The 20,283-nt window shown below is 71.9% G+C and carries 20 protein-coding genes; 7 read left to right on the top strand and 13 right to left on the bottom strand.

The window, feature by feature from the left end; translation table 11 throughout:
* The coding region (locus tag R3E98_16975; GenBank protein MEZ4425092.1) for a hypothetical protein at positions 1 to 252 on the bottom strand (252 nt) is incomplete at its 3' end.
* A 43-nt stretch (positions 253 to 295) separates the two neighbouring features.
* Here R3E98_16975 and R3E98_16970 point away from each other — a divergent pair.
* Both R3E98_16970 and R3E98_16965 read left to right on the top strand, forming a co-directional pair.
* Positions 296 to 907: a hypothetical protein gene (locus R3E98_16970; protein ID MEZ4425091.1), complete on the top strand. Its 612-nt coding sequence runs from the start codon at positions 296 to 298 to the stop codon at positions 905 to 907.
* Positions 904 to 1,200: an HPr family phosphocarrier protein gene (locus R3E98_16965; protein MEZ4425090.1), complete on the top strand. Its 297-nt coding sequence runs from the start codon at positions 904 to 906 to the stop codon at positions 1,198 to 1,200. The genes R3E98_16970 and R3E98_16965 overlap by 4 nt, the downstream gene beginning before the upstream one ends.
* A gap of 27 nt (positions 1,201 to 1,227) precedes the next feature.
* Here the strand turns inward: R3E98_16965 and R3E98_16960 are convergent, their stop codons facing one another.
* Together R3E98_16960 and R3E98_16955 are read right to left on the bottom strand one after the other, a co-directional pair.
* Entirely contained in the window at positions 1,228 to 2,196 is a 969-nt protein-coding gene (locus tag R3E98_16960) for a hypothetical protein (protein MEZ4425089.1), read from the bottom strand.
* An 11-nt stretch (positions 2,197 to 2,207) separates the two neighbouring features.
* The gene (locus R3E98_16955) at positions 2,208 to 2,480 is read right to left on the bottom strand and encodes a hypothetical protein (GenBank protein MEZ4425088.1); all 273 of its coding nucleotides are present in this window, start codon (positions 2,478 to 2,480) and stop codon (positions 2,208 to 2,210) included.
* 233 nt (positions 2,481 to 2,713) lie between these two features.
* On the opposite strand from R3E98_16955, the gene R3E98_16950 reads away from it, so the two are divergent.
* Both R3E98_16950 and R3E98_16945 read left to right on the top strand, forming a co-directional pair.
* Positions 2,714 to 3,259 (top strand): hypothetical protein, encoded by a 546-nt coding sequence (locus R3E98_16950; protein MEZ4425087.1) that lies wholly within the window; start codon positions 2,714 to 2,716, stop codon positions 3,257 to 3,259.
* Between the two features lie 229 nt (positions 3,260 to 3,488).
* The gene (locus R3E98_16945) at positions 3,489 to 5,921 is read left to right on the top strand and encodes an ADOP family duplicated permease (GenBank protein MEZ4425086.1); all 2,433 of its coding nucleotides are present in this window, start codon (positions 3,489 to 3,491) and stop codon (positions 5,919 to 5,921) included.
* A gap of 7 nt (positions 5,922 to 5,928) precedes the next feature.
* On the opposite strand, the gene R3E98_16940 is transcribed toward R3E98_16945, so the two are convergent.
* The 7 genes from R3E98_16940 to peaA form a co-directional block, all read right to left on the bottom strand.
* Complete coding sequence (locus tag R3E98_16940; GenBank protein MEZ4425085.1) at positions 5,929 to 6,807, bottom strand: sulfotransferase domain-containing protein; 879 nt, start codon at positions 6,805 to 6,807, stop codon at positions 5,929 to 5,931.
* Entirely contained in the window at positions 6,807 to 7,631 is an 825-nt protein-coding gene (locus tag R3E98_16935) for a S8 family serine peptidase (protein ID MEZ4425084.1), read from the bottom strand. Before R3E98_16935 ends, R3E98_16940 begins: the two co-directional genes overlap by 1 nt.
* Positions 7,628 to 9,274, bottom strand: a complete 1,647-nt coding sequence (locus tag R3E98_16930) for an ABC transporter ATP-binding protein (GenBank protein ID MEZ4425083.1) — start codon at positions 9,272 to 9,274, stop codon at positions 7,628 to 7,630. The genes R3E98_16935 and R3E98_16930 overlap by 4 nt, the downstream gene beginning before the upstream one ends.
* Positions 9,275 to 9,353: 79 nt before the next feature.
* Positions 9,354 to 10,472, bottom strand: a complete 1,119-nt coding sequence (locus R3E98_16925) for a hypothetical protein (GenBank protein MEZ4425082.1) — start codon at positions 10,470 to 10,472, stop codon at positions 9,354 to 9,356.
* Positions 10,469 to 10,864 (bottom strand): quinohemoprotein amine dehydrogenase subunit gamma, encoded by a 396-nt coding sequence (gene qhpC, locus R3E98_16920; protein ID MEZ4425081.1) that lies wholly within the window; start codon positions 10,862 to 10,864, stop codon positions 10,469 to 10,471. The genes R3E98_16925 and qhpC overlap by 4 nt, the downstream gene beginning before the upstream one ends.
* Positions 10,865 to 10,874: 10 nt before the next feature.
* Entirely contained in the window at positions 10,875 to 12,314 is a 1,440-nt protein-coding gene (peaB, locus tag R3E98_16915) for a quinohemoprotein amine dehydrogenase maturation protein (protein ID MEZ4425080.1), read from the bottom strand.
* Positions 12,311 to 13,978, bottom strand: a complete 1,668-nt coding sequence (gene peaA / locus R3E98_16910; GenBank protein ID MEZ4425079.1) for a quinohemoprotein amine dehydrogenase subunit alpha — start codon at positions 13,976 to 13,978, stop codon at positions 12,311 to 12,313. The genes peaB and peaA overlap by 4 nt, the downstream gene beginning before the upstream one ends.
* Before the next feature lie 260 nt (positions 13,979 to 14,238).
* Between peaA and R3E98_16905 the strand changes: the two genes are divergently transcribed.
* Together R3E98_16905 and R3E98_16900 are read left to right on the top strand one after the other, a co-directional pair.
* Positions 14,239 to 14,754, top strand: coding sequence for a hypothetical protein (locus tag R3E98_16905; protein MEZ4425078.1), 516 nt, complete (start codon positions 14,239 to 14,241; stop codon positions 14,752 to 14,754).
* A gap of 7 nt (positions 14,755 to 14,761) precedes the next feature.
* Positions 14,762 to 15,670, top strand: a complete 909-nt coding sequence (locus R3E98_16900) for a hypothetical protein (protein ID MEZ4425077.1) — start codon at positions 14,762 to 14,764, stop codon at positions 15,668 to 15,670.
* A gap of 56 nt (positions 15,671 to 15,726) precedes the next feature.
* Here R3E98_16900 and R3E98_16895 read toward each other — a convergent pair whose 3' ends face one another.
* The 3 genes from R3E98_16895 to R3E98_16885 all read right to left on the bottom strand — a co-directional run bounded on the left by R3E98_16895 (position 15,727) and on the right by R3E98_16885 (position 19,620).
* Positions 15,727 to 17,370: an ATP-binding protein gene (locus R3E98_16895; protein MEZ4425076.1), complete on the bottom strand. Its 1,644-nt coding sequence runs from the start codon at positions 17,368 to 17,370 to the stop codon at positions 15,727 to 15,729.
* 71 nt (positions 17,371 to 17,441) lie between these two features.
* On the bottom strand, positions 17,442 to 17,981 hold the full coding sequence (locus R3E98_16890; protein MEZ4425075.1) for a methanogen output domain 1-containing protein: 540 nt from the start codon (positions 17,979 to 17,981) through the stop codon (positions 17,442 to 17,444).
* Positions 17,982 to 18,105: 124 nt separating this feature from the next.
* Positions 18,106 to 19,620, bottom strand: a complete 1,515-nt coding sequence (locus tag R3E98_16885; protein ID MEZ4425074.1) for a hypothetical protein — start codon at positions 19,618 to 19,620, stop codon at positions 18,106 to 18,108.
* Positions 19,621 to 19,764: 144 nt separating this feature from the next.
* On the opposite strand from R3E98_16885, the gene R3E98_16880 reads away from it, so the two are divergent.
* Positions 19,765 to 20,241 carry an NUDIX domain-containing protein gene (locus R3E98_16880; protein MEZ4425073.1) on the top strand — a complete coding sequence of 159 codons (477 nt, stop codon included), beginning with the start codon at positions 19,765 to 19,767 and terminating at the stop codon, positions 20,239 to 20,241.
* The last annotated feature ends 42 nt before the right edge of the window (positions 20,242 to 20,283 follow it).

Raw genomic sequence — 20,283 nt, 5'->3', positions numbered from 1 at the left:
GTCGCTGAACGGCAGCCGCCAGAGCTGGAGTCGCGTTCGCGGCGCTGCGACCGGCTGGAGCCAACCCTTCTCGCGGGCCAGCCGGGCCGCCTCGACCCGGTTGGACGTGCCCAGCTTGGTTGGCGTCGGCGTCGCATAGGTCGTTGCGGATACGGTGCTTCCGTCAGGGGATGTGGCGGGCGCTGGCCGGGTTCCGCGTGCCGTGGTCGGCGGCAGACGCAGCTTGCCGCGGGCCCGGCGGCCGGGCATCATCGAACGCCCTGCTCCTCGCGACCTGCTACCCGGAGGACCGACCTTGGGCCGGGACCTGATCATCCGCATCGTCTCCGACGTCGCCCTGTTGGGCGCGCTCGGCGTCGTGCTCCAGTACCTGAGCGTGCGCTGGCTGTCGAGAGCCATCGACCACCGCTTCCAGGTGGCACTGGCCACCGAGACGGCTCGGCTGGATCTGGCCAAGCACGAGGAGCTGCAACAGCTCGAGACGCGGCGCGCGGTCTACCCGGAGATGGCGGAGCTGGTGTACCGGCTTCGGGACGGGGTGCGCAGTCGGGCCGCAGCCGCGCTGCAGTGCGTGCAGGATCCGCAGGCGCCGGCGCCCCGCCGGCTGGGGCCCGAGCTGCACGTGCTCCAGGAGAACCTGTTCAAGTATCGCATCTTCGTAGACGACGACGTCTTCGACCAACTGCACGCCTTCAAGCATGCGTGCGAGGATGCGCAGGTGCTTCTGCACCGGATCACGCGGCCGGACACGGCCGCTTCGCTTGCGGAGGCCCAGGCGGCGCTGCAGTCGCGCTGCCGGGATTCGCTCCCGGAGCTGGAGGCGGCGCACGCCGCGGTGGACCGCCTGCTTCCCGAGATCGTAGGTGGCATCAAGCGGCGGATGCAGACGGTTCTCGCCCACCCGTGACGGATCGCATCGTGACGGGCGTGGCGCATGTGGGCATCCGTCAGGGACTACACGCCCGGCCGGGTCACACGCTGGTGCAGGTCGCGAACCGTTTTGCGTCCCGCATCGACCTCACGTGCGTGGAAACCGGCACGCAGGCGGATGCCCGCTCACTCATGGACGTGCTGCTGCTGGGCGCGGCGGAAGGCACGACGCTCTGGATCCGGGCCGAAGGACCGGACGCGGATCAGGCGGTACGGGCGCTGCAGCGAGCGCTGGACGCGATCTCGGACGGGCGCGAATTCGACGTGTGAGGCGCGTGCGTCCGGATGGGACGGCCCTCACGCGCTCCGCGGCAGCTCCCTCCGCCCCCGCCCGGCGCACTCCAGCAGCAGATCGCACAGCGCGCCCGTGACGTCCACTTCCGCAAGCGCCTCCGCGAACAGGAACGCGCCCTGGGGATTGGCCTCCAGCCACACGAGATCGCCGCCGTCGGTGCGTTTGGCGTCCATGATGGACATCTCCAGGCCGAGCACGCGGTTGAGCGCCACCAGGCGGCGGATCTCGGCAGGCTCGAGCGTGGTGCCGCGCATGGGGACCTGCAGGTCCGGGCGCCAGTCCAGTCGGTCGCTCTCCAGCTCGGCGGCCAGGACACGGTCGCCGAACACGTGGATGCGCAGGTGGCGCCGACCCGGGACCTCCTCCTGATAGATGGCAGGACAGAGTCCGATGGAGGCGTCGTCCTCCAGGTCCTCCGCCGCGATGGGCACCGTCAGGAGCGGGATCTCCATGGTGCCCTGGACCTTCTTGATCACCATGCGATCGAGCCCGTGGCGTGCTCGCCAGGCCCGCAGCGCCTGCGGATCCTGTCCCACGAACGTGCGCGGCACCCGCAGCCCCACAGCCCGGGCCGCCGCGAGCTGCGTGACCTTGAGCTCGGCCCGGCGGCCCGCGTCGGGGTCGTTGACCCAGACGCCCCGGAAGCTCGCCTGCAGCGTACCGAGCAAGGCGCTCCGCCATTCGCTCGTGGCGAGGCGCAGCACGTCGGGCGCCTCGACGCCGGGGTGTGGGATCTGGGCCTGGAGGGCCCGGCGCCACCAGATCGCGTCCAACCCGGCGACCTCGAACCACGTGCCCTCGTCGGAGCGCAGGCGGGCCAGCCCGTCGTCGCTCCACACCAGACCGCCGTGGGCCAGCAGGTCGTTGGTGTTCACGAGGTGGCAGGTCACGCCGCGCTTGCGCAGCGCCTCCTGCACCACGAGTCCGTGGAGGTCGCCGCGCAGCGTGAAGATCGCGATCTGGTGGCGCATCGGGCCTCCGCTCAGGTCTCGCTGTCGTGGTCGACGATGACCGGCTTGTCCCCCACGTAGCTGAACGTCCCGGTCTCGCCGTTCCCGATCGGCTCCTGGTATCCGAGCGAGGGGATCTTGCTGAGGCTGTTGGCCACCAGCTTCTTGTACATCTCCAGCTTCTCCGGCGTGTCCATCGGCTCGATCCGGTCCGGCTGCTGCCCGATGATCTTCAAGGTCGGATGGGCCGCGAGATATTCGGCCAGGTTCGACTTCTTCTTCGCCTTCTGTGCGGTCTCTGGCATGACGTCTCTTCCTTGCGGGGGGAAGTGGTCGTTGTCCATCGCACATGGCGACGTCGCGCGTCGCGACTGGTCACCACGAGATCCGCTTCGTGTTCCTGCGCGTCGCGACCTGCACGAACCCACGGGCGCTCTCCGCGCAGACGCGCTGCGCTGACGCGCGTGTGTGACGGGCACTTCCCTTGCTCGTCCCGGTGCGGAGCGGTCGATGCAATCGAATCAACGGAGCTCCATCCATGCAGGGCGAACGCACAATCCAGGATCCGCCTCCCATCCCGATCCAGGGCCCGATCCCGGGGGTCGAGCGCAGGCTGCTGGGCATCTACCTGGACGACCACTTCGCCGGGGCGGCGGCCGGCGCGGCGCTCGCCCGCCGGGTCCTGCGTCAGAACCGCGACGGCTCCTGGGGTGAGCGCCTGATGTGGCTCGCCGAGCAGATCGAGCAGGACGAGGATACGCTGGCCACGGTGCGCCAGGCGCTGGACATGGACGGGGGTCGGCTGAAGCGTGTGCTGGCCCGGCTGGCGCTGCCTCTGGGCCAACTGAAGCTCAATGGCCGACTCCGTGGGTACTCGCCGTTGAGCCGCGTGCTGGAAGCCGAAGGTCTCCTGGCCGGCATCTCGGCGAAGCATCGGCTGTGGGCCGCGCTGGAGCACACGCTGGCGGCCCGGCCGGAGCTCGCCGGGTTCGACCTTCCCCGACCTGAAGCGCGCGCGGACGAGCAGTTGGAGCTGGTGCGGGCCTTCCACCGGGACGCTGCGCGGCGCGCCTTCGTGGCCTGATCCCCGGGATGGGCGCCCAGCGGTGGGCGTCACGTCCGGGGACCACGTCGCCCGACCTCCCGCTACGGCATCTACGGCGCGCGTGCGCCCCGAGCCCGGCCGTGGCATGTTGCAGAGGTGACCCGCGGCGATCCATCCTGACCGTTCTCCGCCGCGGCGCCGCGGGAAGGATGTGCCCCGGGACGGGCCCCGTCCCGGGTGGGGTCTCCGCTCGACCGGGGAGGGTGCGATGAGGGGTGTGGTGGAGGGAGTGCGTCGGCGCGTGCAGGAGATCCGCTGGACCGGCCGGGCCCTGGCCCGCACGCCGTGGTTCAGCGCAGTCGTCGTCCTCGTCGCCGGTCTGGGGATCGGTGCCAACACCGCCATCTTCTCGGCCTTGAGCGTCCTGGTGCTGCGTCCGCTGCCGATCGAGGCACCGGACGAGATGGTCGACGTCCTCGCCGTGGTTCCCGGCGGCAACAGCTTCACGGGCTTCTCCTTTGCCGACTGGCGCGACCTCGCCGACGGTGCCCCCGCGCTCACCGGTCTGGCGGCCTACACGGCGGTCCGTGCGCCGCTCGGAACCGATCCTCTGGCTCCACCCGTCACGGTCCAGCTCACCTCGGCGGACTACTTCGCGTTGCTCGGCGTGCGGGCACATCTGGGGACGGTGCGTTTCGATCCCACCGCCGGATTCGGAGCGGACCCGTCGGCGATCCTGAGTCACGCCACGTGGGAGCGCGCCTTCGGCGGAGATCCGGGCGTCGTCGGACGCAGCGTCACGTTGGAGGGACGGGCGTTCACGGTCGTGGGCGTCGCGCCACAAGGCTTCTCCGGCCACTTCATCGGCTTTCCGGTGGATGCCTGGGTGCCGCTCTCCATGATCGACGTCTTCCGTCCGGGGAGCGATCCCACCTCGCGGGCGGACAAGCCGCTGGAGCTGATCGGTCGCCGTCGGCCCGAGGCCACCGTCGCGCAGATCCAGGCGTCCCTGACCCGGGTCGCGGTGGACCTGGACCGACGCTATCCGGAGACCAACGCCGGACTCCGGGTCGAGGTGACCCCGACGACCGGCATCGATCATTCGTTGCGCTCCGGCGTCTTCGGCATCCTGGCGGTGTTCGGCGCGGTTGCGGCCCTGGTCCTCCTGATCGCTTGCGCCAACATCGGCGGACTCCTGCTCGCGCGGGCCGTCACCCGCCGCCAGGAGATCGCCGTGCGCTCCTCGCTGGGCGCCAGTCGCGGCCGCCTGGTCTGGGACGCCGTGCGCGAAGGGCTGCTCCTCTTCGGAGCCGGTTCGCTCCTCGCGTTCGGGCTGTCCGTCTGGCTCACGGAGCGCCTGGAGCGCTTCCTGGCCGGGTTCCGCCTCGGTGTGGACCTTCCGGTGGATCTGCCCGTGTTGGCGTTCACCATCGCGCTCGGCCTGCTGACCTCCCTGGTGGCCACGGCGGCGCCGGCGCTGTACGGGACCGGCCGGGCGCCCGCCTCGTTGTTGGGCCGGGGCGGGGGTGGAGGCGTCGGCCCCAAGCGTGCGCGCTGGGCGTTCGTGGTGGTCCAGGTGGCGCTGGCCACCTCCCTCCTGGTCGGCGCCGGGCTCTTCACCCGGTCGGTACGGCACGGCCTGCGCGCGGACCTGGGGCTCGCGGCCGACGACGTGGTCGTGGGTCGCCTGGCCTTGCCGGGCGAGCGCTATGATGCGCAGAGCGGCCCGGCCTGGCGTGACGCGCTCGCGCGCCAGCTGACCGGCGCTCCGACCATCGCCGCGGTGACCTGGGCCGGCCGTGCTCCGTTGGGCGCCGCCCGGTCACCCGTTGCCGTGGGGATCCCGGGGCAGGTGCCTCCCGACGGACTGGAGGGGTTCGCCGTCGAGGACATGCCGGTCGGGCCGGGATGGTTCGACGTCGTGGGGCTCCCGCTCGTCGCGGGGCGGAGGTTGAGCGACGCGGACCACGTGACCTCCGCCGCGGTGGTCGTGAATCGCGCCTTCGCGGACCGCTTCTGGCCCGGGGAGGATCCGCTGGGACGTCAGGTCGTCCTGGACGGACGTTCCCGGGAGGTCGTCGGGGTCAGCGCCGATGCACGGCTGCTGGTCCAGGACGACACCCCCGTGCCCACCCTGTACCGACCGATGGAGGAGACGTATCGCGCATCCGCTGTCCTCGTGATACGCGTCGCGGGTCCCATCGCCGACGGGAAGCGCGCGTTGGCCGACGCCGTGAGCGCGGCCGATGCCCAGCTCCGGGTGGATCAGGCGCGTACACTGCGCGAGATCGCCAACGAAGCGCTGCTCCCGCAGCGCCTGGCCAGCGGTCTGATCGGGGTGCTGGGCGTGCTCGGTCTGGTGCTGGCCGTGCTCGGCATCCACGGCCTGGTCGCGTACACGGTCGCGCAGGAGACGCGCGAGATCGGCATCCGCCTGGCACTGGGCGGGAGCAAGGCCGGCGTCGGCCGGGCCGTGCTGACGAGGGGGCTCCGGGTCGTGTCGATCGGGGCCGGGGCCGGACTGCTCGGGGCCGTCCTGCTGACCCCGAGGGCGAGACCGTTCCTCGTGGGCGTCGCCCCCATCGATCCGTTCACCTACGGGGTGGTGGCCGTCCTGGTCCTGGGGATGGGTGCGCTCGCCATCGCGCTTCCGGTCCGGAGGGCGATGCGCGTGGATCCTGCCGTCGCCCTCCGGGCGTGAGCCCAGGTCACACGCTCCACTCGGCGAACGCCTCGCCCGTGAGTGCGCGCAGGCGCGCCGCGTCCGGCGCCAGGAAGTCGACCAGGCGTGCGCGGGTGATGTCGTCGAGGGAGGGCCGCTGGATGGGGCGCGAGAACGGCCGATACAGCACCAGCCCGATCCGGCGGCGCATCTCCGGAGAGAGGATGCGCGCCGGCGCGGTCCGGGACAGCCGGTAGAGGGCGCGCGCGACCGGCCCCTTCCGGCGCTTCACCGCCGTGGGATTCCAGACGTCGTGGAGTCGGGGGGACGCGAACGCGGAATCGACCTCCAGGAAACGGTAGATCCCCTGCAGCACACCTGCTGGATCGGCGCGCAGCCGCTCCAGGGACACGACGCGAAGCCGGTCTTGCGGATAGACCGCGAGATACTGCTCGAGCTGCAGGTGGTACCGGCTGCGCTCCACCAGGTCGTTCCCCTCCAGGACCTCCAGCGCATCCCGCAGGGGGCGGTGCTCCAGCCCGTCGGAGAAGCGGTGCACGTAGTCCGACACGATCCGCGCGATGGGGTCACGAACGATGTAGAGCAATCGCACGTCCGGGACGATGTCGTGCATGCGCTGAGGCACACCGCGGTGCTTGGGGAACGCGGTGTAGGTCACGGACGCCTCACCCCGCACGGGCGCGCGCGGGTCGAACTGTGCCCGATACCAGTCGAGCCCCCGCTCCCACCGCCGCCCGCCCGTGAAGAAGTGCAGCTCCTTCTCGCGCGTCATGGCGATCTGGGGATGCAGATCGAGTTGATGGTGCAGGCTGGTGGTCCCGCACTTGGCCGCCCCGATCACGATGAGATCCGGGAACGCGCCCCGGTCGCTGCCGTGGGCCGCCGACGGCGCGCCGGCGCCCATCAGGGGCTCCCGTCACACGGGTGCGGCGCGCCGGACGGGGACTCCCTCCCGCTCCGGGCCGCGAGGCCCTCGGTCCGGGCGGGGGCCTCGAGGGAAGCGGGGCGGAATGCCTGGCGCAGGCCCGCGAACCCCGAAGGCCGGCCGGTACCCTCCAGGACGCGCGCCAGCGCACCGGTGGTGGTCGCCACCGCGAAGCTGATCCCGTGCAGGTTGAGCGCGGCCGGGACGCCCGGGATGGGGCGGGGCAGCCCCACCGCCTCGGCGCGCACACCGCCGTCCGCGAGCGTGTGGAGACACACGGAGCCCTGGGGCAGGGCGGGGGCCACCCGCACCCCCACGGCCTGGGGGAGCGTGCCCGGAAGCCACTCCCGTCCGTCGTGCACGTCCGCCGAGACCACCAGCGTGCCCTGGGCTGAGGCGCGTGTCAGCACCGGCTCGAACGCGCTGCGGTGCGCGGCGGTGGCGGTGCCCAGGCTCAGGTTGACGAGATGCGGCTCCTGCGCCATCGCCCACTCGAGGGCCCGCACCAGGACATCGATGCGCGTGGCCAACCGGTCCTCGAAGACGCGCGCCACCCACAGCTCTGCGTCCGGCGCGTGTTGTTTGATGGCGGCGCACACGGCGGTGCCGTGGCCGAGCCGGTCGATCCAGTCCTCGCCCAGCGTGCCGTCCGCGCGCACGTCGACCCCGCCGGCCACCGCGCGCACGTGGGGATGCCAGGGGTTCACGCCGCTGTCCACGACCACCACCCGCACCCCGCGGCCCGTGCGCCCGGAGAGCCAGGCCGCGTCGGGGGGCACGGCGAACGTGCGCTCGGCGCTCATGCGCTCGTGAAGAGACGTCGCAGCGAGGGGCTCTCCGCCTCCAACGCGGCCGCCGCCCCCTGCGCCCGGATGCGGCCGTCTTCGAGCAGCACGATCCGGTCGGCGAGCCGGGCCAGCTCCGGTCGGTGGGTGATCACCAGGGTCGTGCGTCCGGTCGACAGACGCGCGTAGGTGGACCACAGCTCCGCCTGACTGGCCGGGTCCAACGAGGCCGTGGCTTCGTCCAGCACGAGCACCGCGGGGCGCGCCAGGAACGCGCGCGCGATCTGCACCCGCTGACGCTCGCCGGCCGACAAGCCCCGACCGCGCTCGCCCAGCGGCGTGGCCGCGTCGGGCCTCCGGTCGCGGACCCGCTCCAGGCCGGCCGCGGACAGCGCCCCCTCCAAGGCCTCGGCGCCGGCGTCGGGGACGGCATAGCGCACGTTCTCCTCCAGCGACGCGTTGAAGAGGAACGGCTCCGCGTCGATGGTGAGCACCGCGGTTCGCAGGTCGGACAGCGGCACGGAGCGCAGATCGCGCCCATCGAGGAGGATGCGACCGGCGTCGGGGTCGATCTGCCGTGTGAGCAGATCGGCGAGCGTGGATTTGCCGCTCCCGCTGGGGCCCACCAGGGCCACGACCTCGCCGGGTGCGATGTCCAGGTCCACGCCGGCCAGCACCGGAACGCCCTCGTGGGAGACGTGCACGCCCTCCAGGGTGATGTGCCCCCGGATGGGCCCGAGCGGGGCGGCCCCCGGCGCGGAGACCACCTCGGGCGTCACGGCGAACAGGGCCGCGACCCGGGTCAGCGAGGCGCGGGCCGAGGCGAGCCCGGCGTACAGGCCCATCAGCCCCTGGACGGGTGACAGCAAGCGCATCTGGTAGGCCATGAAGGCCGCGAACGTCCCGAGCGTGAGCGAGCCTGCGATGACGCGCGTGCCTCCGTAGAGGAAGACCGCCGCCGTGCCGAGCGTGAGGAGCAACGCGGGGAGCCCACCCGCCAGGTAGGTGGCCCAGCGCATGCGCAGCAGCGCGTCCACGAAGCGATCGTTCCGCTCCTCGAAGCGGGCCAGCTCGCGCTCCTGCGCGTTGCTGGCCACGACCAGGCGCATTCCCAGGAGCGTCTCGATGAGGAAGGAGCCGATGTCGGCGCTGCGCTCCCGCACCCGGGTCACGCTCGCCTCCAGGCGGCGGCGGTAGAGCACGAGCGCGAGCAGGCTGGGCGGCATCGCCAGCAGGCCGACGAGGAACAGCCGAGCGTCCAGCCAGATCATCACGGTCACGGTCCCCACCAGGTACAGCCCGCTGCCGATCCAGGCCAGCGCCGTCTCGGCGGCGACGCGCTGGATCTCGCCGATGTCGCCGTTGATCCGCGAGACGATGTCGCCCAGCGGGGTGCGCGCGAAGAAGCGGGGGGACAGGCTCTGCAGGTGCCGGTACAGGTCGCGGCGCATCGCGAAGAGGATGTCCGCCGAGACGCGCGTGTAGCGCAGCCCCGCCACGACGTTGAGGCCGAAGCCGAGCACGCCCAGGGCGGCGAACGCACCCACGATGAGCACGAGCGCACGGCCATCGCGACCGAGCAGCGCGTCGTCCACCAGCAGGCGGGTCAGGTAGGGGAGCGCCAGGGACGAGACCGTGGACGCGAGGCTGAGCCCCACCACCAGGGCCAGACGGTGCGCGTGGGGCCGGATGTACCCCAGTGCCCAGCGGAGCCCTGCGGGTGTGCTGCTCAGAAGCCGATCAATCCTCGGGCGGGACCAGCACCCATCCGATCATGTCGGTGTCGAGCGTCACCGTGCGCAGAGGCTGGTAGGTCGCTGCGTCGTAGACGTCGATCGTGGCGCCGGCCGTGGCGATGTACAACAGCTCACCGTTCGTGCTGGCGGCCAGCCGCATGCGCGGGCGTCCGGGGAACTCCTGGCGCTGGGCCACACGCCGGTTCTGCAGGTCGAACGTCCAGAACTCGTACCGACCGATGTCCGAGTAGAGGCCGTAGGCCGTCCGTCCGTCGGGTGCCAGCGTGAAGCTGACCGGCTGGCTGGGGCCGAGTGTGTAGAAGTCCACGTCCTTGGCCGCCAGGTCGACGCGCGCGATGCCCATGAGGCGGCGGTGCTGCACGGGGTCGGACGTGCGGAAGAGGCCGGTGTAGATGCCGGCGTCTTCGTAGAGGCTCTGCGAGAACCCGAAGAACATCTCCCCGAGCCCGGGCTCGATGGGGCGTGACAGCGCCCAGCGATCCACCTCCGCGAACGTCTCCGCGTCCAGGGCGACGAGGTCGTCGCCGAGCACCCACAGCAGGCGACCGTCCGGGGAGAAGAGCGTGGAGCCGCTGGCGGCGTCGGGGCCGTCGGGCCAGGGGATCGTATCCGTCACTGCATGGGTGGACAGATCGTAGCGGACCAGCACCGGCTCCCCGATCTGGAAGCGGTCCCGCAGCTTCGTGTAGGACTGGATCTGGAGGACCATCCAGCCGTGATCGGGTGCGAGCGCGATGCTTCCGATCCGGACCTGGGTGTTGCCCTGGTCCAGCGTGAAGTGGTCCACGGACCGGCCCGTGGCGCGCTCGATCAGCTCGACGTTGCGGTTGGTGACGTCGGTGACGATCAGCAGGGAGCGGTCGTCGGAGAGCGCCACGCGGGCCGGGATGCCGATCTGCGAAGGCCAACGCGCCCGGACGTCCAGCGTGGCCTCATCGATGACGTAGACGTGCTTGTCGTATGCCGCCAGGTAGAACGTGCCGTTCCCGCCGCTCCGGGCCTGCGCCGTGGCGGGGAGGGGTGCGCCTGCGAGCAGGGCCAGACCCAGCAGCGCCGCGCGCCGCAGGCGTGAGGGGTGGGCACGACCGGGTCGTGGGATCACGGGAAGATCAGGTCGATCTTGCGCCAGTCCTTCTGGGCCGACGCGCACGTGCCGGTCCAGTCGGGCGCGTAGTTGAGCTGATCCGGCACGTGCGCCGGCCAGAAGCACCCCAGGTGGCAGTCGAAGAGGTCGCGCTCCACGGGCTGACACAGGCCGGCGGTCCCACCCGAGCTGTCGGCTTCCCAGCCGGGGAAGAACACCAGCGAGCACCCGATCGGGAAGTGCGGGCCCGACTCCACGCTCTGGAGCGCCACCACGTCCAGCTCGTCCTCGCGGACGAACCCGTCGTCTCCGCCGACGTGCAGCGTGGGCTGCGGATCCGCCCCGCCGCCGTCGGCGGCCAGGCGCTCGATCCGCGCCGCCTTGCGGTTGATGGCCTTGATGTGCTTCACGCCGATCCTCCTAGGCCGTGAGCGGGAGAGGCTCGTCGAAGCGAGCGAGCACGTCCGGCCGCTGCTCGGCCAGCTCCCCGTAGATCTTCAGGCAGGTGTCCGTCCAGGAGCGCACCCAATCGCAGAAGTGCAGGTTGGCCTGGCCGGTGTCTCCATAGCGCACATGGGCTTCATGGTAGCATCCGCCCGCGCAGAGCGGGCGTGCCCAACAGGACGCGCAGTCCGTCTTGTTGACCATGTGGTGCTTCTTCAGGAAGTCGTACTTGCGCACTTCGTCGACGCCGTCGAAGACGGAGCCGAGGGTGTGCTCGTCCGAGCCCGCGAAGCGGTGGCAGAGCGCCACGTCCCCGTCCGTGGCCACTCCCATGAGCCCCAGGCCGGCGCCGCAGGGAAAGGCCTTGCTGACGCCCTTGTGGATCTCCTCCAGCGTGTCCTTCACGTTGGAGAAGCCATGATGACGGCCTGCCAGCGCCGCGTCACGATACTCGAGCGCCAGCGTCTCGAACTGCGCCAGCATGTGATCGAAGCCGCTGCCTTCGATGGCGAAGTCGCGTTGGGAGGCGGTCGTGACCGGTGCGAACCCGGCCTCGTGGAAGCCGATCTCCTCCGTCAGATGCCGGAAGATCCCCAGCACGTCCAGGTTCTGGCGGGTCAGCGTGACCCGGGCGCCGATGGGCCGGGAGCGGTGTCGCTGCAACAGGGCGCGGATCCGGGGCAGCACGGTCTCGTAGCTGCCCGCCCCGTTCTTGAACACCCGGAACTTGTCCTGGGCGTCCTGGGGGCCGTCGATGGAGATGGTGACGCCGATGTGGTTCTCCGCGAGCCACTCGATGATGTGGGGACGGAGCAACGTGGCGTTGGTCGTGAGCGAGAAGTCCACCTGTTTGCCCAGCGCCCGGCCGCGTTCCATGGCGTAGGCGTGGGTCGATTGCAGCACCTTGAAGTTGAGCAGCGTCTCGCCGCCGAAGAAGGTGAGGAGCACGCGGTCGTTGGCCGCACCCTGCTCGAACATCCAGTCCACCGAGCGCCGGGCCGTCTCCTCGCTCATGAAACGGGGCTTGTTCGTGGCCGGGACGATGGCGTCCTCGCCGTACTCGTAGCAGTACGTGCACGCGAGGTTGCACTTGCTCGTCACGTTGAGGACCATGGTGGTGAGCGGAAAGCCGCGCGGGGGCAGCACCGGGAGGGCGCGTTCCGGCTCGGCGCGCGTCGGTCCGAGCGCGCGCACCTCCGCCAGCTCCGCGATGGCCGCGTCCACATCCGCCGCCGGGAAGCGGGGCGCGAGCGACGCCACCACGTCCGGGCGCGTGCGCGGTCCCTGCTCCAGCGTGTCCAGCACCGCGGCGGACACGTCGTCCAGCCGGATGACTCCCGCGGACGGCACCAGGTAGAGGAAGCGCTGCCCCGCGGCCTCGAAGGCGTGGAACTCGCGCAGACCGATCGTGCTCATCGGCCCTCCGTCCACGGGTCCCAGCGCATGTAGAGCGGCACCGTGACCAGCAGGTGGGCGCGGGCGCGCAGGGGCGCGGCGCCACCACCGGGCGCGTAGGTCGCCACGGCCCAGACGTCACCCACGTTGTTGCGGGCGCCCGCCCGGCGGGGGTTGGGCCCATCCTCGGCGGGCGTGAACGTTCCGTCGGAGCCCATCCGGCCCACGAACTGGAGGTCGTCGTCCCCGAACGTGGCTGCGTACTCCTCCAGGCTCCACGTCACGTCCACGGGGCCCAGGGCCAGGTCGTCGTCCGTCTCGGGCTTGCCATCGGGACCGTCGTGGAAGCCCACCGCCTCGAAGCGCTGGAGCCCCTTGGGGAAGTGGGCGCCGCCCAGACGGGCCATTCCCCACGCCGGGGTCACCGCGATGCGGTCCACGCGGTCGGCCACCACCAAGGCGGCCGCGCGGTTCTGCCCGGCCAGGAAGAGATCGCGGGGTCCGGTTCCGGCTTCGGCGTCGACGTCCACCCGCAGGCGAACCCGCTCCGGCGAGAGCCGCTCCACCCCGCGCACGCGCACGCCCTGGCCCAGATCCACGTCGCCGGCCGACAGGCCCTCGGGCAGGTCGAGTCCGTGCACCTCGACCGTCTGGCCGGCGGCGCCGCTGAACAGCAGGCCCGGCCACGCGCCCAGGACCACGGGACCCTCGCTGCGCACCAGCTCCACGTCGATCCCCAACTCGTCGTACGCGCCCGTGAACCAGCGACCGCTGAGCCTGCGCCAGTCGCGCTCCACGAAGAGCACTTCGCGCAGCGCCTCGTCTCCTTCGCCGCTCCGCCCCCGCCACTGGTAGCCCGTGTAGACGGTGGCGCGGCCGCGCCGGGTCACGGTGCGTCCGTCACGGGCGTAGCGGTAGGTCGTCTCGGTCGTGAACTCATCCTCGGCGCCGGGCACCGGCGTGATGGTCACGCGTCCGTAGATGGGGCCGCGACCCAGCTCCGTCCCCGACACCGCCCACGAACCCGCCAGACGCGGGGGCCGCATGGCCGTGGACCAGGCGCTCCACTCGGGCGTCTCCAGCGGATAGGCCTCGGCCAGGTGGTCGATGGCCTTGTCCATGGGGTGCCGCGGATCTTCGCCGTCCTCGGGGGGACCGCCGCGGCGGAAGGACTGGAAGTCGATCAGGGGATAGTAGCCGCGATGCATGGCCACCAGCAGCTCCCACTCCTCGCGCGTCCGCCGTTGCACCAGGGCACGAGCCGCCGAGTGGCAGCCCGTGCAGGTGGGCTCAAGGTCGTCCGCGAAGTCGCGATCGTCGAGGCGACGCTCCACCTCGTAGAACGCGGGCCGCAGCTCTTCGGGTGCCAGTCCGTGCGCGTTGGACAGGTAGCGCACGATCCGACGGGCCGTTTCTGGATCGAGGTCCACGCCGTTCAGCGTGACCATGCGCCGGACGGTCAGCTCCCACCCCTCCGGCGTCTTGCGCGAGAACGAGATGCGGGACATGCGCCCGTCGTCGGCCACGGCGTGGCACCGCCGGCAGCTCTGCACCACCGCGTCGTCGCGCACGGGCAGGCCACCGTCGGGGATCCGTTCATCGGTCGCTTGGGCCTGCAGGCGGGGGGCCGGCAGGATCAGCCCCGTCAGCAGGGCCAGGCGGAGAAGGCGTCGGGGCTGTGCCATCGGCTGGTATTAGCACGATCTGCCAGCGGGGCACAAGGAGCGGGGGTGGGGAGCGTATTCCTCTGCGGTCATGCAAGGGAGGATGCCCGACGACGCGGTTCGCGGCGGCCCCGACAGACCGCCGACCCCCCTTGTGATCAATTACCCGACGCACGAACGAGCCGGCTCTCCCGAGCGGGCGGGCCGGTCGACCCGAGGCCCGCGGACACGCGGGCCCACACGCAGCCGGCCCCGCGCGTGCGGGCCGGGGGGAGGGACCGATGTACGCGAACCGGAGAACGGTCGGATGGGCTACGCTGCTGGTGGGACTGTGCGTCCTGCCCGCCGGAGCCATGGGGCAGCAGCGCATGGCGCAGCAGGTGCCGGCGCAGCAGATGCAGCAGATGCAGCGCATGCAGGAACAGGCGCGGTTGCTCGGTGAGACCATGCAGCGGATGCAGCGCATCCAGACGCAGGCACACGAGATGGAGCAGCTCATGATCCGCGACATGGAGCGACTGCGTCAACAGAGCCAGTTGCAGGAGCGGGATCTGCTCCGCTTGCGTGAGCAGGAGCGGGTCCGCGACATGACACACGCGTACTCCAACGCCGCGCGCGAGATGAACCAGTCCATGGAGCGCGTGCGCGACATGCTCGGAGACCCGGGATCGAACTGGGGTCCGGACATGGAGCGCGAGATGCTGCGCCTGCGCGAGCACATGGATGACATGGCCGGTCGCATGGAAGACGGTCTGAAGATCATGGACCGGATCCGCGACCGCCTCCATCCGTCGTGAGGCGGGCATGAACGCCCTTCGCAGCGCCGCGGGCCTCCTGCCCGCGGCGCTGATCCTGAGCGTCGGGTCGGCGGCGGGTCAGACGGTGGGCGGCTCCGTGGGCCTGCAATACGCGACGGGACGCTACGTGTTCGATCAGCGCATCCATGCCGTGTACCTCACGGGCGCCGCGCGCCTGACCTGGGCGCGCTTCGAGGTGTCGGGGTCGCTGCCGCTGGTGCTGCAGAACGGTGGGCTGGTCACGTTGGTGGCGGGTGTGCCGATCCCCACCGGCGGCGAGCAGGCGGGCGTGGTGGCCCGACGCGAGCGCGGTGAGACGATCGGGACCCGGCGCGGCCGTGGCGGCGGGCAGGGCGCGGGAGGGGGTGCCATGCCTCTCACGATGGCGGCGCAGGACGTCGTGGACTCCGTGGCGTTCGAAGACGGCATCCAGGGCCGTCTCGGCGACCCGGTGCTGGGCGCCGGGGTGGAGGTGCTGCGCGGGGACGGTGCGCTCCGCTCGGTGCGGTTGTCGGCGAGCGCGAAAGCCCCCCTGACCGACGTCGAGTCGGGAGTCGGCACGGGCGAATGGGACTTCGCGGCCGGCGCGTCGCTCGTGCTGGGGGTCGGCCGTCTGCTGACGTTCGTCGACGCGCAGTACTGGTGGCTGGGCGACCTGCCCGAGCTCGAGCTGGTGGACGGCGTGAGCTACGGGGTGGGGGCCAGCCTCTCCGCGTTCGACGGAGCCGGGTCGGTGCTGCTCTCGCTCAGCGGCATGTCACGGACGGTGGAGAGCCTGGAGGTGCCGCTGTCGGTTGCGCTGGCGCTCGGACATCGCGCCGGAGAGCGTGCTTGGCTCAGTGCGGGCGTGGGCGCGGGTCTGACCGAGTCCGCGCCGGACCTGATGGCGCAGGTGGGACTGTCCCTGTCCCGGTGAGACGACCCCTCCTCGCGCGCGGCGTCGAGCCGGAGGGGGTCGCGCAACGGCGGGCGTCAGGCGACGGTCTGGGTGTCCGTTGGATCCGCGGCGTCCGTCCGCACGGCGGCGGTCCTGGTGGCCGCGCCGTCCGCGCTGGTCGGCGCCGCGTCACGCGCGCCCGCATCGGAGGAGGGTGTGCTGCTGGCGTGCAGGGAACGGGCCAGTGCCACCAGCTCGCCGGGTGCGACCGGTTTGCCCAGGACCGCCTGGAAGCCGGCTTCCAGCGCGTGCCGGCGACCGTCCTGGATGGCGTGTGCGGTCACGGCGACCGCCGGCACGGTACGCCGGCCGGAGGATCGCTCGAAGTCACGGAGCTTGCGCAGGAAGGTGAAGCCGTCCTCGCCCGGCATCTGCAGGTCGCTGATCACGAGATCGAAGGCCTCCTGCTCGTAAGCGCGCAGGGCGCCATCGGTGGCGGCGAAGGCCGACACCGACGCGCCCGCCAGCGTCAGGACGGTCTCCAGCATCTCGCGGGAATCGTCGTGATCCTCGACCAGGAGCACCCGCAGAGAGGCCAGCGTGCCCGAGCGGGTGGAACGGTGGTCACCGCCGTGGGGCAGGAGTGCCTCCTGGGGCCGGAACAGCGGGAGCGGCAGATTCACGACGAACGACGCACCTCTGCCCACGCCCTCGCTCTCCGCCAGCACCATCCCGCCATGGAGCTCGGTGAGGTGTCGGACGATGGACAGGCCGAGCCCCAGGCCACCGTGCCGGCGCGTGGAGGTGCCGTCCGCCTGACGGAAGCGGTCGAAGATATAGGGCAACACGTCCGGCGCGATGCCTTCGCCGGTGTCGCTGACGACCAGCTCGACATGGGAGTTGACCCGGCGCAGCTGGACCTGCACGCGGCCACCCTTGGGCGTGAACTTGATCGCGTTGGAGAGCAGGTTCCATGCGATCTGGTGCAGGCGCTGCGGATCCCCGCTGATGGTGCAGGGACCCGTGTCGGCGAGGTAGTCCAGCCGGATCTGCCGCGCCTCCGCGGTGGGACGCATGGAATCGACCGCTTCGCGCACCAGGTGCTCGAGCTCCACAGGCTCGAGCGCGAGCCGGAGCCGGCCGGCCATCGCCCGCGAGGTGTCCAGGAGGTCTTCGGTCAGGCGCACCTGCGCATCGACCTGGCGCTCGATGATCTCGAGGCCCTGCGCGCGGATGGCCCCGTCCTCCGGCTGGGTGCGCAACAGGCTCACCCAGCCCAGGATGGCCTGCAACGGCGTCCGCATCTCGTGCGAGACGGTGGCCAGGAACTCGTCCTTGAGTCGATTGGCGCGCTCCGCCTCCTCGCGCGCGTCCCGCTCCGCCTCGATGAGGGCGGTCCGCTCCTGCTCGAGCTGCGCCCGCCGCCGCACCTCGGCGTAGAGCCGCTCGATCTGCCGGTTCAGCGCCACGAAGCGCGCGCTGGTCTCGATGGCGGGCCGCAGGTGGACGAGCACGCGGGCCGCGTCGGATCCGTTCCCATCCGGCAGCCGGCTGGCGTCGCAGCGCCACGTTGCCGGCGCGAAGTCGAAGCGCACGGAGCCCGGGATGGGGGACGTCGAACGGCTCGCCAGCGCAAGGTAGCGGCGGAACGTCGCGGGAGCGGTGGCGCGTGCGGCCAGGTCCGTTCCAGCGCCGCTCTCCGCCCACACCGTGCGCGTGGCCTGGTTCGCGGCTTCCACGCGGCCATCCGGCGCGAGCAGCAGAAGCGGTTCCCGGATCCGGTCCGCCAATCGGAGGAACGCCTCGGCGGTCAACGCGCGTCGGGTCCCCGGTAGTATTCCCGCCCCTGCGCCGCCCGCGCCGCCGCGGTTTCGCTCAGGTGCACGACCACCCGGCATTCACGGTCTCCGCGGGCGATGGTCTCCTGGAGCTCGACCTTCGCGTACCCGAGGTCGTGGGCGGCGATGGAGCCGAACACGTTCGACGTCATCATGCAGAGCGACGGGCGACCCGCTACGGCCGCACCGAAGGGACACCGGCGATTCCCGAGCACCACGGCGTCGTCGGAGCGCTCGATGACGTAGAAGTCGCCGTCGATGCGCCGCTTGAGGTCCACCAGGGCGTGCTCCACCTGCTCGCGGTCCAGGCGGTCCGTCCCCGCGTGGGCGCGGTACATGGTGCCGATCTCCTCGCCGATCTCCTGACCCACGACGCTGATCAGCCCGGCCGCCTCCTCGACTCCGACGACGTCCTGGAGGGTGCCGGAGAGGTGGCGCAGCAGGGAGCGCAGGAAGCGGTCGCGGTCCAAGGGGACCGCGTCGGCCTCGGGGGCCGGAGCGGGGTCGGTCATACACGGCCCTCCCGGGGCGCGTCAGGGGGGACCCGGAACAGTAGGTCATCGGGCCGATCTGCGCACCCCGGTCGGAGGGGGCCTACCGCCCGGGCGCGCTACGGGGGCCCACTGCCCGGACGCGCTACGACGGGGAGGGCGACCGCACCATCCGGAGCACCCCCTCGGCCACCAGGACGGACAACGCCCCCAGGAAGTCCGGCAGGATCACCGGCTCTTCCTGCCGACAGTAGCGCTCCCACAGCTCCGGGACCTCGATATCCGGCCGCGCCAGTCGCGCCAGCGCCAGCAGGTCCACCCCCCGCAAATGGCGGACGCCGTCCGGCCAGCGCGGCGTGAGGAGCCGCTCCTCGAGCCCGACGCGGGTTCCCACGACGGTGGGGCGGAGCGCCGTCTGCACCCGGCCCGGGGTCAACCCCACGTGTTCGGGCTCACGCAGGGCTGCGAAGGCCCGCAACACCTCCGGGTCCGTGCGTAACCCCTCCACGTCCGGGTCCGCCGCCAACAGACCGTCCTCCTCCGCGCGCGCGCGCGCCGTCCAGAACGGATGCGCGTGCACCCGCTCAGCATCGGTCGCGAAGCCGGCGGTATCGGAGCGCAGGCGCGCGGGGATGGCACGCTCGCGCGTCGTGTGCAACAGCAACGCGGCGTCCAGCAGGTCCGGCTCGGTCAGCGCGGTCTCGACGACGGCCGTGGCCAGCCAGGCGGAAGCCAACGCCTTCTTGACGCCGAACGATGTGAGCGGATCGAGCGCGCTGGCCGCGTCTCCGACCAGCAGCAGGCCGGGGCGCGCGGGCGGGTCCACGGCGTAGGGGCCCGCTTCACAGGCCCACGCCGCGCTGCGGCGTTCGGCACCGGACAGGAGCGCACCGAGCTCCGGGGCGGCGCGCAGCCGTTCGGCGTAGAGCACTTCGAGATCCCCGCGCACGAGCGCGCTGTGCCGCGGATCCACCAGGAAGCTGACATCGCGGGTGCCGTCCGGCAGCGGGATCGACCATCCCCAGCCGTCGGACTGCGATTCGATGACCGTGTCTGCGGCCGCGGCCTCCGGGCTTCCGTCGCGGACCCTCCAACGCGCGCTGACCGCCAACGCCGCGGGACCCGCCGTGCGCTCGGCCAGACCGCAGCGGACCGAGACGCCGCCGCGGCCGGTGCAGTCGAGCACCCAGCGCGCGTGGTGGGTCGCGGAGGCGCCGGGAGCTTCGACGCGCACCGCGGACGCCTCCGTGCCCGGCTCGATGGTCACGGCCCGTCCGGCGAGCAGTCGGCCGGCCGACGTCGTGCGCCCGGAGCTCGTGCCATCGGCAGCCTGCGCATCGCGCCGCATCCACCGCTCCAGGTCACCGGCCTCGCACAGCCGCGCGCTCATTCCCGGGGCGAACGCCTCGTGCCGGGTCTCTCCCGCCCAGTGCACGCGGTTCGCGCCGGAGCGCAGCGGCTCGGGCGCATCCCACAGCGATCCGAACCCGGCGCGCTGGAACAGCGGCCCACAGGTAGGGGGAAGCGACAGCGCGAGCGCGGCGTGGGGACGCGCCGGCCCCGGGATCCAGACGACGTCGAGCCCGCGGACCCGCAGCAGCGCGAACGCCGCGGAGCCCGCCGGGCCTCCGCCGATCACGATGGCATCCCGAACGTGCATGCGTCCCTTGGGTTCCGCAGGAGCGACATCGAGGCCGGCCACCATACCGCACCGGGCGGGCGCCGGGCCAGCGGAACCCGGCGCCGACCTGACGGGTGCGAGAGGCTCCCGAAGGTCGAAGTCATGGTCTGACCCACGAGCTCCATGCGCGAGAGTGCGGGCATCGTCCTGTGGCGCCGGCGAGAAGGCCGCCTGGAGGTGTTGCTGGTCCACCCCGGCGGTCCCTTCTGGGCCCGGAAGGACCGGGGGGCCTGGTCCATCCCGAAGGGCGAGATCGGCGCGCAGGAGACGGCGGAGGCAGCGGCCTTCCGCGAATTCGAGGAGGAGCTGGGCGTGCGGCTCGTCGGCGACGCGTGGGCCCTGGCCCCCGTGCGGCAGCGGGGCGGCAAGCGCGTGCTCGGCTTCGCCGTCGAGGGAGACCTGGATCCCGCGTCCATCCGGAGCAACCTCGTGCACACGGAATGGCCGCGCGGGTCCGGCCGCATGCTCGAGTTCCCCGAGGTCGACCGGGCCGAGTGGATGGAGCTGGCGCAGGCGCGGGACCGCGTGAATCCGGCACAGGTGGCGTTGCTGGACGAGCTGGCCGACCGGGTGGAGGCGCACGGAACGGACAAGGCGTGATGCTTGCGCCTGCGCGCCGCACCGTGGTACCCGTGCAGGGAG

The sequence above is a fragment of the Gemmatimonadota bacterium genome (assembly GCA_041390125.1).
Classification (GTDB): Bacteria; Gemmatimonadota; Gemmatimonadetes; order Longimicrobiales; family Gaopeijiaceae; genus JAGQIF01.
This window is presented reverse-complemented; position numbering and strand designations above follow the sequence as displayed.

Excerpts from the sequence above, each read along its gene's own strand:
- R3E98_16935 (MEZ4425084.1), bottom strand. The coding sequence starts at position 7,631 with ATGAGCGCCGAGCGCACGTTCGCCGTGCCCCCCGACGCGGCCTGGCTC.
- R3E98_16955 (MEZ4425088.1), bottom strand. The coding sequence starts at position 2,480 with ATGCCAGAGACCGCACAGAAGGCGAAGAAGAAGTCGAACCTGGCCGAA.
- R3E98_16950 (MEZ4425087.1), top strand. The coding sequence starts at position 2,714 with ATGCAGGGCGAACGCACAATCCAGGATCCGCCTCCCATCCCGATCCAG.
- peaA (MEZ4425079.1), bottom strand. The coding sequence starts at position 13,978 with ATGGCACAGCCCCGACGCCTTCTCCGCCTGGCCCTGCTGACGGGGCTG.
- R3E98_16900 (MEZ4425077.1), top strand. The coding sequence starts at position 14,762 with ATGAACGCCCTTCGCAGCGCCGCGGGCCTCCTGCCCGCGGCGCTGATC.
- R3E98_16890 (MEZ4425075.1), bottom strand. The coding sequence starts at position 17,981 with ATGACCGACCCCGCTCCGGCCCCCGAGGCCGACGCGGTCCCCTTGGAC.
- R3E98_16885 (MEZ4425074.1), bottom strand. The coding sequence starts at position 19,620 with ATGCACGTTCGGGATGCCATCGTGATCGGCGGAGGCCCGGCGGGCTCC.
- R3E98_16905 (MEZ4425078.1), top strand. The coding sequence starts at position 14,239 with ATGTACGCGAACCGGAGAACGGTCGGATGGGCTACGCTGCTGGTGGGA.
- R3E98_16960 (MEZ4425089.1), bottom strand. The coding sequence starts at position 2,196 with ATGCGCCACCAGATCGCGATCTTCACGCTGCGCGGCGACCTCCACGGA.
- peaB (MEZ4425080.1), bottom strand. The coding sequence starts at position 12,314 with ATGAGCACGATCGGTCTGCGCGAGTTCCACGCCTTCGAGGCCGCGGGG.
- R3E98_16945 (MEZ4425086.1), top strand. The coding sequence starts at position 3,489 with ATGAGGGGTGTGGTGGAGGGAGTGCGTCGGCGCGTGCAGGAGATCCGC.
- R3E98_16940 (MEZ4425085.1), bottom strand. The coding sequence starts at position 6,807 with ATGGGCGCCGGCGCGCCGTCGGCGGCCCACGGCAGCGACCGGGGCGCG.
- R3E98_16880 (MEZ4425073.1), top strand. The coding sequence starts at position 19,765 with ATGCGCGAGAGTGCGGGCATCGTCCTGTGGCGCCGGCGAGAAGGCCGC.